At 67.8% G+C, this 14534-nt stretch carries 10 protein-coding genes and 4 tRNA genes; 7 read left to right on the top strand and 7 right to left on the bottom strand.

Annotated features, from left to right (window positions below):
* Positions 1-41: 41 nt before the first annotated feature.
* From phoU to dusB, 3 genes are all read right to left on the bottom strand, one after another.
* Positions 42-704, bottom strand: coding sequence for a phosphate signaling complex protein PhoU (gene phoU, locus FEK34_RS02565; RefSeq protein WP_138446213.1), 663 nt, complete (start codon positions 702-704; stop codon positions 42-44).
* A gap of 88 nt (positions 705-792) precedes the next feature.
* Complete coding sequence (locus FEK34_RS02560; protein WP_249358751.1) at positions 793-3282, bottom strand: LCP family protein; 2490 nt, start codon at positions 3280-3282, stop codon at positions 793-795.
* Between the two features lie 234 nt (positions 3283-3516).
* Positions 3517-4662: a tRNA dihydrouridine synthase DusB gene (dusB, locus tag FEK34_RS02555; protein ID WP_138446376.1), complete on the bottom strand. Its 1146-nt coding sequence runs from the start codon at positions 4660-4662 to the stop codon at positions 3517-3519.
* 193 nt (positions 4663-4855) lie between these two features.
* Here dusB and FEK34_RS02550 point away from each other — a divergent pair, with 193 nt between their 5' ends.
* Positions 4856-5470: a hypothetical protein gene (locus tag FEK34_RS02550; protein WP_138446212.1), complete on the top strand. Its 615-nt coding sequence runs from the start codon at positions 4856-4858 to the stop codon at positions 5468-5470.
* Between the two features lie 76 nt (positions 5471-5546).
* On the opposite strand, the gene FEK34_RS02545 is transcribed toward FEK34_RS02550, so the two are convergent.
* Both FEK34_RS02545 and FEK34_RS02540 read right to left on the bottom strand, forming a co-directional pair.
* Positions 5547-6518 (bottom strand): acyl-ACP desaturase, encoded by a 972-nt coding sequence (locus FEK34_RS02545; RefSeq protein WP_014348908.1) that lies wholly within the window; start codon positions 6516-6518, stop codon positions 5547-5549.
* Between the two features lie 585 nt (positions 6519-7103).
* A tRNA-Lys gene (locus FEK34_RS02540) sits at positions 7104-7176 on the bottom strand.
* Positions 7177-7954: 778 nt separating this feature from the next.
* On the opposite strand from FEK34_RS02540, the gene FEK34_RS02535 reads away from it, so the two are divergent.
* The 6 genes from FEK34_RS02535 (at position 7955) to FEK34_RS02510 (ending at position 10410) form a co-directional block, all read left to right on the top strand.
* The gene (locus tag FEK34_RS02535) at positions 7955-8620 is read left to right on the top strand and encodes a TetR/AcrR family transcriptional regulator (RefSeq protein ID WP_048832707.1); all 666 of its coding nucleotides are present in this window, start codon (positions 7955-7957) and stop codon (positions 8618-8620) included.
* A 95-nt stretch (positions 8621-8715) separates the two neighbouring features.
* Positions 8716-8788 (top strand) — tRNA-Glu (locus FEK34_RS02530).
* A gap of 29 nt (positions 8789-8817) precedes the next feature.
* Positions 8818-8891, top strand: a tRNA-Asp gene (locus tag FEK34_RS02525).
* Between the two features lie 58 nt (positions 8892-8949).
* Positions 8950-9023: transfer RNA gene (locus FEK34_RS02520), tRNA-Phe, on the top strand.
* Between the two features lie 305 nt (positions 9024-9328).
* The gene (locus FEK34_RS02515) at positions 9329-9511 is read left to right on the top strand and encodes a hypothetical protein (protein ID WP_138446211.1); all 183 of its coding nucleotides are present in this window, start codon (positions 9329-9331) and stop codon (positions 9509-9511) included.
* A 179-nt stretch (positions 9512-9690) separates the two neighbouring features.
* Positions 9691-10410, top strand: coding sequence for a polyprenol monophosphomannose synthase (locus tag FEK34_RS02510; RefSeq protein WP_218582357.1), 720 nt, complete (start codon positions 9691-9693; stop codon positions 10408-10410).
* A 118-nt stretch (positions 10411-10528) separates the two neighbouring features.
* Here the strand turns inward: FEK34_RS02510 and FEK34_RS02505 are convergent, their stop codons facing one another.
* Both FEK34_RS02505 and FEK34_RS02500 read right to left on the bottom strand, forming a co-directional pair.
* Positions 10529-12001: an HAD-IB family hydrolase gene (locus FEK34_RS02505; RefSeq protein WP_138446210.1), complete on the bottom strand. Its 1473-nt coding sequence runs from the start codon at positions 11999-12001 to the stop codon at positions 10529-10531.
* On the bottom strand, positions 12001-14454 hold the full coding sequence (locus FEK34_RS02500) for a glycerol-3-phosphate 1-O-acyltransferase (protein ID WP_138446209.1): 2454 nt from the start codon (positions 14452-14454) through the stop codon (positions 12001-12003). Before FEK34_RS02500 ends, FEK34_RS02505 begins: the two co-directional genes overlap by 1 nt.
* Between the last annotated feature and the right edge of the window lie 80 nt (positions 14455-14534).

Genomic DNA, 14534 nt, shown 5'->3' with positions numbered 1-14534 from the left:
GGAAAAGGCCCGCGTGATCCGCGGGCCTTTTCCGTTTGTCCTTATACCTCCGCGTCGTCGTCCGGCGGCAGTTCACCGGTGACCAGGAAGATCACCCGGCGGCCGATCTCGACGGCGTGGTCGGCGAAGCGCTCGTAGTAGCGGCCCAGCAGCGTGACATCCACGGCCGCGGCGACGCCGTACTTCCAGTCCCGGTCCATCAGCAGGGTGAACAGGTGGCGATGCAGATCGTCCATCGCGTCGTCCTGCTGGTTGAGCAGCGCCGCACGCTCCGGGTCGCGGGTCTCGAGCACCTCCTTGGCGCTCTCACCCATGCTGACCGCGATCCGGCCCATCTCGGCGAAGTAGCCGTTGACCGACTCGGGGACCGCGTGGTTCGGATGACGCCTGCGAGTCACCTTGGCCACATGCAGGGCCAGCGCGCCCATCCGGTTCACGTCGTTGACGATCTGGATGGCGCTCACGACCTGCCGCAGATCTCCGGCGACGGGCGCCTGCAACGCCAGCAGCGCGAAGGTGCGCTCCTCGACGTCGGAGATCATCTCCGAGATCCGGTCGTATTCACTGATCACCTGTTCGGCCAACGACAGGTCGGCCTGGAGCAGCGACTGGGTGGCCCGGTCCATGGCCGAACCCGCGAGACCGGCCATCTCGCCCAACAGCTGAGCGAGACCGGCCATTTGCTCGTTGTAGATGACACGCATGAAAACTGACACTAGTTCGCGGCGCTGTCCAAGTCACGAACAGCGGGTGAAATGCCGGGGCCGCGTCTGGGGAAGATTGCTGGAGTCGTCAGGCGCAGATGTCGTCCGCGGCGTTGATGTGCTCGAGATCCTCGGGTAGCGCGGTCTGGGTCGGGCTCGACGGGGCGGCCGCGACATCGGTGATCGACTCGCCGACGGCGGTCGGTTCGCTGACCACGCCCTGGTAGTCGGAACCGAGCACTACCTCGATGATGCTGCCGAGGCCGGCGCTGTCGGCGGCCTCCATGGTCGCGCCCGGAATGGCGCTGGCGACGGTCGCCGCCTCCGCCTCGTAACCCGTCGCGTATCGCACGACGGTGGTGTCGGAGGTCCCGCCGTCGTAGTTGCCGGTGTTGTAGATCGGGAAGCCGACATTGTTGAGTTTGGTGGCCGCGGCGCTGGCCTGGCCCTTGATCCCGGAGCCGTTGGACACCTGGAGCGAGACGGTGCTCGGGTCGACCGCGACATAGGCGGGCGGCGGAGCCGGAGCCGGATCGGGCGGGGTCGGTGCGGCCGCGCCGGGCTTCTCACCGGGCAGCGGGCGGTCGTCGCGGATCGCCTTGAAGATCGCTTTGATGTCGGATTCGCGGGGGATCTCGTTGCCGTAGGCGTTGGTGCCCGAGGTCGGGATGGTGAGGAAGGTGACCGCGCCGGCGTTCACATCCGCCAGCGAACGTCCCAGCGTCAGCAGGTCGTCGGGCTTGACCTTGTCCACGAACGTCGCTTCGGTGAAGGCCTTGATGAAGCCGTTGAGCTTGCCGAGGTCGAGCAGGACCTTGCTGGACAGCGCGGTGCGCAGCAGCGAGGCGAGAAACTTCTGCTGACGGTTGATGCGGTCGTAGTCGCCGCGGATCTCGCCGTAGACCTTGCGGGCGCGCACATAGTTCAGCGCGGTCGCGCCGTTGATGGTCTGCTTGCCCGCCTTGTCCAGCACGGTGCCCAGTTCGCCATCGATCAGCGGTTCGGTCGTGCAGACCTGAACTCCGCCGACCTGGTCGACCATGGCCTCGAAGCCGGCGAAATCGATGCCGATGAAGTGGTTGATGGTGCTGCCGGTCAGCCGCTGGATGGTCGAGACCAGGCAGCGTGGACCGCCGAGGGCGTAGACCGCGTTGAGCTTGTCGCCCATGAACGGCTCGAAGGTTTCCTCGGTGTAGTCGTTGTTCGCGTTGTCCCAGCCCTTGCATTCGGGCCGGCTGACATCCAGGTCGCGCGGGAACGACACCACCACCACGCGCTGGCGGTTCTTCGGCACGTGCACCAGCAGCACCGTGTCGGCGCGAGCGCCCTCGGCATCTTCGACGGTTCCCGCGCCGAGTTTGCCGTTGGCGCCTGCCCGGGTGTCGGTGCCGACGATGAGGTAGTTCTCGTCGCCGAGCTGGGCATTGCCATCGATGACGTCTTCGGAGTTGTCGCCGAGCGCGGACACCTGGTTGAAGCTGTTTCCGCTGGCACGCAGATAGCTCCAGCCGCCGCCGGTGATCAGCAGTGCGACGGCCGCCGAGATGGCCAGCGCGGCCCGTCCGGCGACGCGTGCCCGGCGGTGCTTGCGCCGTTTGCTTTCCGCGAGCCGGGTCCGCCGCGGCGCGCCGACGGCTTCCGGGGTGGCGGTGTCGGTGGTCGGCCAGTCACCGGACTTGCCACGCGACTTGCGTGGGCGGCCGGTCTCCTCGACCGGTGGGATGACGTCGGTGACGACTTCGGGCGGCTCCTGGCTACGCCGGCCTGCGGCCTCGGCAGTGCCGGCGATGTCCTGCACCACCGGCGAGGCGCCGGTCCTGCCGGCGCCGCGCACGGGTGTGCTGGCGGATTGCCGGCCACGACCGGAACCGGGCGCGGCCGCCGCCGAAACAGCGGCCGTGGAGCCCGGTTGACGGCGTTTCGGTTCCGGGCGGTTCGCCGCGGCCTCCGGGTCGACGGCCCGCCGGGCGCCATCGGGTTGACGCCGCACCGCGCCGGTCTCCGCGCCGCGACGCGGTGCCTCGGCGGGATGGCGCCCCGTCTCGGCCGGGTGGCGGATGGCATCGACGGACGGGTGCGCGATATCGGCGGCCAGGGGGTCGACCACTCGGCGCTGGGTGGATTCGCCTCGGCGCTGCGCCGCCCGTCCGCCGTCGTCGGGCGGGGGCGAGGCGGACTGGCGCTGGCTCGGCGCGGCGCGGCGCGGCGGCGGTTCCGCCGCGGGCGGCGGCTGCGTCGGCCTCGGCTGCCGTGCACCAGGAGCGGCCCGCTGGGCCGGAGCGATCGGCTGACGGGAGGCGGTTTCCGGACGCTGCGGCTGCGCTTGCGGCGCCGGGCGCCCTTGCGGCTCACCGCGTCCGGGATCGGCCGATCGGCGTCTGCCGATGCGTTCGCTGTCGACCCGGTTGACCAGATCCTGCACCGAGATCGCGGGGGATTCGGAGTCCGCGGGGTCGGCGTGACGGGATCTGCGCGGCGCGTCGGAGCCATCCCGTTCGGGGGAACCCGCCGCGGGATACCGCTCCCACGGGGCGCGACCTCCGGGCCGTGGCGAATGCCCGTGCCGATCGTCACCCACCAACGAACCTCGCTTTTCGTTCTGCCTCAGTGCCCGGCCCGACTGCTGTGTTCCAGTCTTACCGCTGTTCGGCCGGGCGTCGCGCTGTTGCCGCCGCCTCCGGCCGACCGAAGTGATTCCGCAATGATAACGATTCCGCCACGGTCGGCCACCCGACGAGAGCCCCACTCGACCGAAACGTCATATGCCGAAGCGAATGCTGAACGGTTGCCCGCGGAGGTGCCGCCGGGTGGATCAGCCGCCGCTGTGCATCAGGTCGGCGCCCGCGGGCACGGCGGGATCGTCGGGATCGTCGAGCCAGCCGTGCGGCAGCGCCACCTTGCCCGGCGAGCCCTGGCGTCCGCGCGGGCCCTCGGCGTCCCGCGGGAAGGGCACGGTGGGGTCGAGTTGGCCGATGAGATCTTCCAGCTGCACCAGACTCGACACGGTCGCGAACGAGCGGCGCAGATCGGCGCCGACCGGGAAGCCCATCAGATACCAGGCCATGTGTTTGCGCAGGTCACGCATGGCCTTGTCCTCGCCGAGGTGCTCGGCCAGCAGCGCGCCGTGCCGGTACAGCACCTCGCCGACGCGGCCCAGGTTCGGCGGTTCGGGCAGCGGCTCGCCGCGCAGCGCGGCCTGCAATTCGGCGAACAGCCACGGCCGGCCCAGGCATCCGCGCCCGACCACGACGCCGTCGCAGCCGGTCTCGTCCATCATCCGCACGGCGTCGTCGGCGGAGAAGATATCGCCGTTGCCGAGCACCGGGATCGTGGTCACGGCTTCCTTGAGCCGGGCGATCGCCGACCAGTCGGCCTGCCCGGAATAGCGCTGTGCGGCGGTGCGCGCGTGCAGGGCGACGGAGGCGGCTCCCTCGGATTCGGCGATTCGGCCCGCGTCGAGGTAGGTGAGGTGGTCGTCGTCGATGCCGATGCGGAACTTCACCGTCACCGGGATGCCTGCCGGTGCGGCCCCGGCCACCATCGCGCGCACGATCCGGGCGAACAGCGCGCGCTTGTACGGCAGCGCGGCACCGCCGCCGAGGCGGGTGACCTTGGGCACCGGGCAGCCCAGGTTGAGGTCGATGTGATCGGCCCAGCCCTCGCCGACGATGATGCGCACGGCCTCGCCGAGCGTCGCCGGATCGACGCCGTAGAGCTGCATCGACCGCGGATGCTCGTCCTCGTCGAACGACATCATGTGCAGCGTCTTCTCATTGCGTTCCACCACCGCCCGCGCGGTGATCATCTCGCAGACGTAGATCGAGGTGGGGCTGCCGAATTCGCGGCAGAGTTTGCGGAACGCCAGATTCGTGATTCCGGCCATCGGGGCGAGCACGACCGCCGGATCGACCGGATACGGCCCGATCCGCAGCCCGGTGCTCAGCTCGCTCGTCGTCATCGTCACGCCCTCCAGTGTCTCATCCGTGCACTACTGCTCACCGCGACGATCGGCTCACACCCCCATTCGGCCGGTCGGATGGTGTATGTGACCCTCGGTTCGAGGTACTTGTGACCAAGTCGTTAGCCTGGTGTTCGCAAGGCATCGCCGCCGGGGAGTTTGCGCGATGCGGTATGCGATCGAAAGAGGATCAATGACCGAGCACTCCGGAAGCGGCACCACCGCGACCATCGACAAGGAACCCACCTCGGCTCCGACGGCGCCGACACCCGAGACCAACCGACCGGGCACCGTTTCGGTGCAGGTCTCCACCATCGTCCGCGGCGCCGTCATCGGCGCGCTCGCGGTCGCCGCGGTGGTGTTCGCCGCGCTGTGGTGGTCCGCCCGCGGCGACGTCGCCGATCGCGAGGCCCGCGATGCGGCCGCGGCCCGCGCCGAACAGGTCGCGACCGACTACGCAGTCGGGGCGGCAACGGTGAACTACCAGGACATCAACGGCTGGGTCGGCAAACTCAAGGCGGGCACCACCGATCAGCTGGCGACCAAATTCGACAGCACCGCGCCCAAGCTCGAGCGCATCCTGGTGCCGCTGAAGTGGACCTCCACCGCGTCGCCGATCACCGCGAAGGTGATGTCGGAGCAGAACGGCATCTACCAGGTGAGCGTGTTCGTCAACGTGAACTCCACCAACGCCCAGACCCCGGAGGGTGCGCAGACCACCGTCAGCTACAGCGTGACCCTCGATGAGAACTCCGACTGGAAGATCACCGATGTGGGTGGGGTCGACGGTGCGCTGCCGCTGAAGTAGCAGCCAGCCTGAACACACGAGCGCCGCCGTCCGGATCGGACGGCGGCGCTCTGTTGTATTTGCGACTGCTCGCGGATCAGCTCGCCGCGGAGCTCGCCAGCTCGCGTTCGCGCTTGGCGGCCTCGCGGGCCAGCATCCGGTCGCGCTGCTCCTCGAACTTCACCACGTCCTTGCCCAGCTTCTCCAGGAAGTTGCCGAGGCGTTCGCGGACTGCCTCACCGCGCGGGGTGAAGTCGGTGCGATCGAAGATGTTCCACTTCTTCAGCACCGGCTCCACGACATCCTCGAGGTGCTGGCGCAGGTCGTAGATGCCGTGCTTGGCCATGAGCACGCCGTTGCGGCGGAAGTTGGGCATGCCGGCGCCGGGCATCTGGAAGTTCTCCAGGATGAGCGTGATGGCCTCGAGCGTCTGGTCGGGTGCCAGGTCGAGGGCCGCGCCGCACATGTTGCGGTAGAAGATCATGTGCAGGTTCTCGTCGGCGGCGACGCGCTGCAACATGCGGTCGGCGATCGGGTCGTCGCAGACCTTGCCGGTGTTGCGGTGCGACACGCGGGTGGCGAGTTCCTGGAAGGTCACGTAGGCGACGGAGTGCAGGAAGCCGGCGTCGGCCTCGGCGGGGGAGGCGAAGCCGTTGGTCATGTGGATCATGCGCGCCTCTTCGAGCGCGACCGGGTCGACGCCGCGGGTGACCACGAGGTAATCGCGCATGACGATGCCGTGGCGATTTTCCTCGGCGGTCCAGCGTCCGACCCAGGTGCCCCACGCGCCGTCCTGGGAGAAGTTCTCGGCGATCTCCCGGTGGTACGACGGCAGGTTGTCCTCGGTGAGCAGGTTGGTGATCATCGCAGCCTTGGCGACTTCGCTCAGCTTCGACTGTTCCGGATCCCAATCAACCCCACCGAGTGCGGCGAAATTGCGGCCGTCGTCCCACGGGACGTAGTCGTGCGGATGCCATTCCTTTGCCAGGGACAGGTGCCGGTTGACGTTCTCTTCGGCAACCGGCTCCAACTCCGTCAGCAGCTCGAGTTGAGTCAGATCCCTTGCCATGTATCAGCCCTTCATCTATGCGGTCTTGCGGGTCGCCCCCCTCAGGTTTGACCGTTGCCGATGCGGCCATACCTTACGGCACCGTAGGTGTGATGCGAAACGCATCCAGCCACGGAATTGTCGGGGTGATGGACGTCATACGCCGTCATTGGCGCTCGGCAACTACTAGCGAGTGTAGGACTTCGTCCCGCAGCGAGGGGTCTATCGCCGCGGCCCCGCCCGGCGTTAGCGGACCAGGTGATCTTGTGCGGTATCACTCAGCGCGCACCGGGGATGCGGGGTCGCCGACGCCGCGGCGGTGTCCTCGTCCGCTCGGCGCCCGCCTCGTCCGAGGGTCGTCCGGTCCGCGGGGACTCCGGCGTCGCGCCTCGGCGAGTTTGCCCCATTTCTGCCCCATGGCTACCCACGTCCTTGCCCCGTGCCGGCCAGGCGACAACGGCCCGCGGGAGCCGGCTCCGAAAGTCGCCGCAGACCCGGCCGGCGACCTCGGCATGCCCGCCGAGCAGCGCGGAACCGGGTGCGGCGGTACGGATTCACCGCCGGAAACACCTCGGGCGCCCGGTGCTGAACCGGGCGCCCGTGCGGTGCCCCCACCAGGGCTCGAACCTGGGACCTGCGGATTAAAAGTCCGTAGCTCTACCAACTGAGCTATAGGGGCGCGGTTGGCAGTGTAATAGGGAGGCGCGGTTTCTCGTAACCGGGGCCGGTGGTGAGTCCGCGCGGCCGGGCGGGGTGGTTCGGGGGCGGTCGCCGGGCCGGATCCGGCGGCGTCGGGGATGGCCGATGTCATGGGGGCTTGCGGGCGGGGCAAGGGTGGCCTTGGCTGCGGTCGGACAGGCGCGATATCATTCAAACATGTTGCATACCAAGGAGTTTGGATATCCGCGCACGCTGGGCGGTCGATGTCTGCGGCGGTGGCGGGTGTAGTGGATTCCGGGTACGGAACACGGTAACCGAATTCTCCAACGGCGCTGTGTCGCTTGCCGATTCGGTATCCGCCGGTCCATCCTAGTTGTTGCGTGATGTTAGCTGCGGCCGGTATCGGCTGGTCCGGCAACCTCACTCTTACGGTTTGCCGCGTGTCGGGTGACAATTCCGGGTACCGTGGCGAATCGGTGAATTCGGGGCTTCCCATGAGTTGACGCCGCCAGGAGGCAAATCGGGGACGACGGAAAGCGCGACGACGACAAAGCCCGGATGCGCACCCCCTGCGGCGCACCCGGGCAGGAAAATTATACCAGTCGGTGTGTTTCGGGTTTCTCGCCTAGTTTTCGTACCAAAAGTCTGTATCCGGGGCGAAAACCCTGTTGTAAGTGTTGATAAAACTCATAAATTCGCGCCAATGGCCTGTTTCCATTCGGGCTCGCCTTGGCGGCGAAGGAGCCCGCCGGGGTGGAACCCCTTGGGCTCCATAAGGCTTCGGAGGCGTTTCGAAGATGGCACGGCAGCAAGAGCGGGCCCGCCGGACACGTGCGGCGATAATCAGGTCCGCCGCCGTTGAGTTCGGCAAGAGCGGCTACGCCGCCGCATCGCTCAACCGCATACTGGAAGGATCGCGAGCCACCAAGGGCGCCATGTACTTCCATTTCGATTCCAAGGAAGACCTGGCCCGAGCGGTCCTCGACACCGCACTGGATCGATATCGGTTCTCGGCCGATCGCTGGCTCGCCCGCACTGATCTCGGTCCGCTCGACGTCATGCACGGCATGCTCGACGAGATCGCCCTGCGGCTCGAACACGACATCATCGTGCAAGCCGAATTCCGGCTCATCATCGAGCCCGACTTCTATCGCGAGGTCCCCAACGGCGGTGGCCGCATCATCGCGCGGGCCACCCGCGCACTCGCCGTGCGCGCCATCGAGCAGGGGCAGCTGCGCGCCGACGCGGACCCCGACCGCTTCGCCCGCACCCTTGCGGCCGCGCTGGCCGGCCAGCGCTACTTCATCGACCTGTTCGGCAACGGCGTCGATCTGCGCTCCCGGTTCCAGGAGGCACTCGAAGTGGTGATCGAGTCCATGTCCACCCCGGAATGGGTGGAACGATTCCGCCGCGAGGGCTGGCGTGCGGGCGCCCGCCTGGAAGAGCTCGGTTTGGCGCTCTGACCAGCCGGTTTGGGAAACCTCGCAACCTTGTCATAAGCTATGCGAGCTCCCAACGGACAGCCGTTGTAAAGCCGGTCCGGAGAAATCCGGGACGAGCCCCCTTCGTCTAGCGGCCTAGGACGCCGCCCTTTCAAGGCGGTAGCGCGGGTTCGAATCCCGTAGGGGGTACGATCTTCGGATCGTAAGTAGTAGTGCAAGGCCCTGTGGCGCAGTTGGTTAGCGCGCCGCCCTGTCACGGCGGAGGTCGCGGGTTCGAGTCCCGTCAGGGTCGCAAGTAAACGCCGGAGAAATCCGGCGTTTCACGTATGGCATTCCGTTCGGGTGCCTGCGGCCAGGTAGCTCAGTTGGTACGAGCGTCCGCCTGAAAAGCGGAAGGTCGCCGGTTCGATCCCGGCCCTGGCCACCCTCCGCCCTCCGTCATGCTCGCGAAAAGCGCTCGCTATGGCGGAGGGTCTATTTATTTGAGGGGGTGCAACCCCCCCGTCCCCGCCCGGAGGGGCTTCGCCCCCCGGACCCCCCTGTGGTTGGTTGCGTCTTTGGATTTCGTTCCCTCGGGCTCTCTTGTCCGCTCTCCTCCTGGCCATATGCTGCCCCGGTTCCATCGGGTATCGGTTGTCCGATTCTTGGTCGAGTCCTGGGCGTCGTCGATACACAGGCTGGATCGGCGAATTCCGTGTTCGCCACTCGTCACGGTGGGAAGCTGGGGGTATGGCTGATTCCTGGTACTACTGCCTCAAGCACAAGCGGGCCGAGCAGGGGAAACGGTGTTGGTTTGCGGATCGGCTCGGGCCGTTTCCGGATCAGGCGACGGCGGAGCGGGCGTTGGAGATCGTGCGGGAACGCAATGCGGCCGAGGATGCGCGGGACCGGCAGTGGCGTGACGGAAGTTGAACGACAGTGTTCGCAAGATCACCGGATGTGCGTCAGGCGCGGTGAGATGGCAGAGTGTGGGCCTGGTGCGCTGAATTCGCGGGGAGGCGGATCAGCTACCGTTCACGAGAAATCAGACGATCGCTCGCGGCCTGCGTACGGGTTCCCGGGCGCGACCAGGTGAGCAGGGAGGGCGACCCTTGAGGGTTACCGTTGTTGTGCCGACCTACAACGAGCGCGAAAATCTGCCCGTTGCGGTGGAACGGCTGACCGCGCTACCGGTGGCCGACCTGCACGTGCTCGTCGTGGACGACAACTCACCGGACGGAACCGGAGAGGTCGCCGACAAGCTCGCCGCCGAACTCCCCAACGTCGTGGGCGTGCTGCACCGCACCGAGAAGGACGGCCTGGGCCGCGCCTACATCGCGGGCATCACCCGCGCGCTCGACGAAGGCGCCGACGTCGTCATCCAGATGGACGCCGACCTCTCGCACCCCGCCGAAGTCATCCCGGCCATGCTGGAAAAACTCACCAGCACCGACGCCGGCGTCGTGCTCGGTTCGCGCTACGTGCCCGGCGGCTCCACCGCCGAGGAATGGAAGTGGTACCGCAAGGCGCTCTCGGCCTGGGCGAACTTCTACGTGAACCTGATCCTGCGCCTCGGCGTCAAGGACGCCACCGCGGGCTTCAAGGCCTGGAAGGCCGACACCCTGCGCGCCATCGACGTCGCCTCGATCCGCAGCAACGGCTACTCGTTCCAGGTCGAGATGAACTACCGCACCGTCAAGAAAGGCATCACCATCGCCGAGGTGCCCATCCGCTTCGAGGAACGCACCCTCGGCGCCTCCAAGATGAGCCTCAAGGTGCAGCTGGAATCGGCGCTCATGCCGTGGAAGCTGCTCTTCGGCCGCGCGGTCTGACCCGCGCTCCCAGCCCAGCGAACGGCCCGCATCCCACCAAGATGCGGGCCGTGATCGTTTTCGCAGCCGGGTGCCTGGACGCCAAGCCAAGGCCCGGCCCGGCTCCCTCGCTGCCGGCCTACTCCGGCCAGTCGAGCAACGTATCGACGAACAACTGACGCACCCGCTCCACCTCGTCATGCATATTCGCCGGATCCCACCCGCTGACGTCGATCGGATCCAGCACCGCCACATCCACCACCCCCGGCCGCACCACCATCGAATCGCGCCAGGACACTTCGCCCGCATTGCGGATGACCACCGGAATCACCGGCACTCCCGCCTGGATCGCGATATGGAAGGCGCCCTTCTTGAACGGGCCGACCTCGGGGGTGAAGGAGCGGGTGCCCTCCGGCGCCACCGCGATGGACAGCCCGTCGCGCAGCGTATGCACCACCGGTTCCAGTGAGGCTTTCGCGCGGGCGGTGTCGGCGCGGTCGATGAACGTGACGCCGACGAACCGCATCAGCGGCCCGAACACCGGATTCTTGGTCAGCTCCTTCTTGCCGATGCCGGTGACCCCGCCGCCGAGCACCGCCGGGACGATGATCACGTCGTATTGGCTCTGATGATTGAAGACGAACACCGCGGGCCGCGGCGAACGCGCATTGTGCGCGCCGGTGACCCGCAATCGGACACCGGTGGCGCGCAGGGTGGCGCCGGTGCCGAACTTCATCAGGGCGTCGGCCATCGTCCTGCGGTCGCGGGTGTAGGACTTCACCAGCACGCCGGTGATCGCGCCGACGATCAGCGCGGCGAATCCGGCGATGGTGCGAGCGATATCGGCCGGGCGCGCCGGCGTGCGTGCGCGAAAGGTGAGCGCGGGCCAATCCTTCTCGGCGCAGGCGACCGCCAGCCCTTCGTCGGGGTTCACCGCGATCGGAAACCCGACAGCCGACAGGGTCGCCAGATCGGTGCCACTCGCGAGGTAGGCGAAGCTGTTGCGCAGCTCGATCCCGGACGCCGCGGCGAACTCGCGGATCGCCTCGGCCTTACCCGAACGCCACAGCGTCCGCCCGTCGGGATATCCGGTCAGCACACCGTCCTCGGTGGCCATTCCGGTGCAGAGGGTGTGCTCGATGCCGAGCGCCGCGGCGACCGGTTCGAGTACGAAGCGGGGTCCGGAGGAAACCAGTACCACCGTGTGCCCGGCCGCGCGGTGCGCCCGGATCAACCGCCACGCCTCCGGATGGATGTGTCCGTAGATGGTGCTCTTGAACAGCCGGGTGCCGATCTCGTCGAGTTCGGTGTCGGTGCGTCCGGCGAGCACGCGGGTAGCGGTGTGCAGGAAACGGCCGAAGGAACCTTCGTCCGGATGGTCGCGAACGCCGTCGAGCAGCCATCCGGTTACCTGATCGTCGCGGTCCCCGCGACGGAACAGGCGGCGTTGCGTGGGCGCGGCGTCGAATCCGTCGACCACGACCCCACCCAGCTCGAACACCGCGGCGACACCCGGCCCCTGGGGTCCCACCCGGATCGCCTCCACCACCGACTCGATATCGGAGTGCGCGGCATCCAGTTCCAGCGCCTCGTAACTTTCTTCGCTGCCCACTATCGCTCCGAGACCGGGAGATTGGACGGATCGAGTGCCGCGGCGCGCGCGATCCGGATACCGATGACGCGGAGCCGTTCGGCGAATTCCGCACGACGGACGGCCAGCCCGGTGGCGTCGTCGGGCTCGACAAGATCGTAGTTCGCCGCCAATTTGAGTGCGCTGGTGAACAATTCGGTCGACACCGATTCCGGGCTGTGCAGCCGCTGCTGCAACATCATCTGCTTACCCACCGCGACGCATTCGTCGATGAACTGTTTGCGGTCCTCGATCGCCGCATCGCCGCGGTCGGCCAACCGCTCGGCCACCACCAGCTGGGCGTCGAAGAACGAGCGCAGCACCCGGTGGGCCATCATGAAGCCGGACGCGGTGAGCTGGGCCAGGATCTCCACGCTCAGGGTGTCGCGGGTGCGGTGGTTCCACTCCGGATCGATGAGCAGCATCTCGGCGGTCAGCTGCGCGGAGAACTCGTTGCGTTCGGGGAAGAAGAACTCGAACTTGAGCAGGTCACGCAGCCGGAAGGCCTCTTCCCAGCCGGTGCGCAGCGGGTCGGTGTCCACGCCGTCGTCGAGGTCCTGGGTGGCCTTGTCGACCGCCGCAAGGATGGACAGTTCCACGATCGCCCGGTTGACGAACCAGTGCACGGCGCTGTTGCGATAGAACGCCGCCTCCAGATAGGCGCCGGATTCGATCGAATAGACCGGCTCGAGCCCGCCGCGATACACGGTGACCACCTTGGCCAGCGACAACTGTTCCAGCACCACTTCGAGGCTCTGCTCCTCGCGCAGCGCCGCGAGCTCACCGCACGGCAGATCGCGGCGCTCGATGTAGTCGAGCACCGGCGCGAGCAGATCGCGTACTTCGCGCAGGGTGAGCGCGCGTTCGTGCACGCCGAGCAGGGCGAGGGTGGCCAGCGCGTTGACGGTGATCGGGGTGACCTCGTTGATCCCGACGGCTATCTCGAACGCCAGCCGCTGCACTGCTTTGCGTTCCAGCTCGCCGACCTCGTCGCCGGCGTCGATGATGGGGGGCGCGGTTCCGTCGGCGCGGTGCAGCGGTATAGACAGCGGTGGCGCGGTGAGCGGATCACCGTGCGCGGCCAGCCGTTCCCGCGCCGACAGCGGCGCGCCGAACCGCACGTAGACGTGGCCGGCCGAATGTTGCTGGCTGCGCACATATCTGGCCAGCCAGGCCAGGCCCTCGGGTTTCTTCTTGCCGCCGGATTGTTCGCTGGCGATGGCGCCGAGTTCGTTGAGCCGCTCGTAGGTGATCGACACCGGCACCAGCATCACGTCGTCGATGCGGTTCCAGCGCACCGCGGCGGCCAGGTAATTGAGCAGGCCGTAGCGCGGTGGGCGCAGTTTGCCGGTGCGGGTGCGTCCGCCCTCGAAGTACCACTCCAGGTTGAAGCGTTTGGCCAGCAGGTAGCCGAAGTATTCCTCGACGACGGCCTTGTAGACCTCGTCGTCGCCGAAACTGCGCCGGATGAAGATCGTGCCGGTGCGCCGGGCGATCGGTCCCATCGGCCAGAACCGCAGGTTGGCCCCGCCGATGACGTGGTTGGGCGGGAAATCATTGCGGGCGAGCACATCACCGAGGACGAAGGCGTCGACGTAGGAGCGGTGCGAGGGCAGGAAAACCAGCGGGTAGCGGCGGTTGAGGTCGCGCAGGGCGTCGAGCCCGGATTCGTCGCAGTCGACTTTCCAGGTCGAGGCGTGCACCGGCCGCATGGCCTGGGTGAACAGATCCGAGACCAGCCTGCTCTGCGCGGCGACCAGCTCGCGCAGTGCTTTTTCGGCCCTGCGGTACACCTCGTGCCTGCTGGCGCCGATCCGGTCGGCGATGAGGTCGAGGCGGCGCAGGAAGTCGGGCGAATCGAGGATCTCCTCGGCGACCAGCCGCGGCACCTTGTACCGGTCGCCGATGACGGTGCGTTCGGCGCGTTCCAACGCGAGCACACCCGCACGCAGGATCGCGCGGGCGAACGGTTCGGAGGTGCCCGCGATATCGAGCGCGGCCGCCTCCGGGTTGTTGGCGCGCAGCTCGCTGAGCCGGGCCGGGCGGCCGGTGAGCACGACATGGCGGTCGGGTTCGCGGCGCACCAGCCTGCGCTGGGCCAGCCGGTGCGGTTTGCGCGGATTGGTGAGCGTGGCCAGATCGGCGAAGGTGGTGCGGCGCACGCCCTCGCGTTCAGGCGGCAGCCACAGCACCCGCACCGGCACCACCAGCGGATCGTCGGTGCGGCCGGTCAGGCGGTCGGCGATGGCGCCCGCGTCGAGATCGATCTGGGTGACGGGTGCGTCGGTGCCCAGTTCCGCGGCGAGGCCGCCGTCGGCCAGCCAGGCGCCGATCAGTTCGCGTTCCACCCGGGAGCTCGCCTCGACCAGCGCGACCACCGAGCCGATGGCCGACTCATCCGAGCTGCGGGCCGGTGCGCCGCCGCGATCGATCATGTGTGGTCCCTCCGCTGAAACGACGATCCTTCTATTCAAGCCCGCCAGCGGGATCCGCGCAGGAACTCCGGTGCGAGAGT

Origin of the sequence: Nocardia cyriacigeorgica (assembly GCF_005863245.1) — a bacterium.
Taxonomy (GTDB): Bacteria; Actinomycetota; Actinomycetes; order Mycobacteriales; family Mycobacteriaceae; genus Nocardia; species Nocardia cyriacigeorgica_C.
This window is presented reverse-complemented; position numbering and strand designations above follow the sequence as displayed.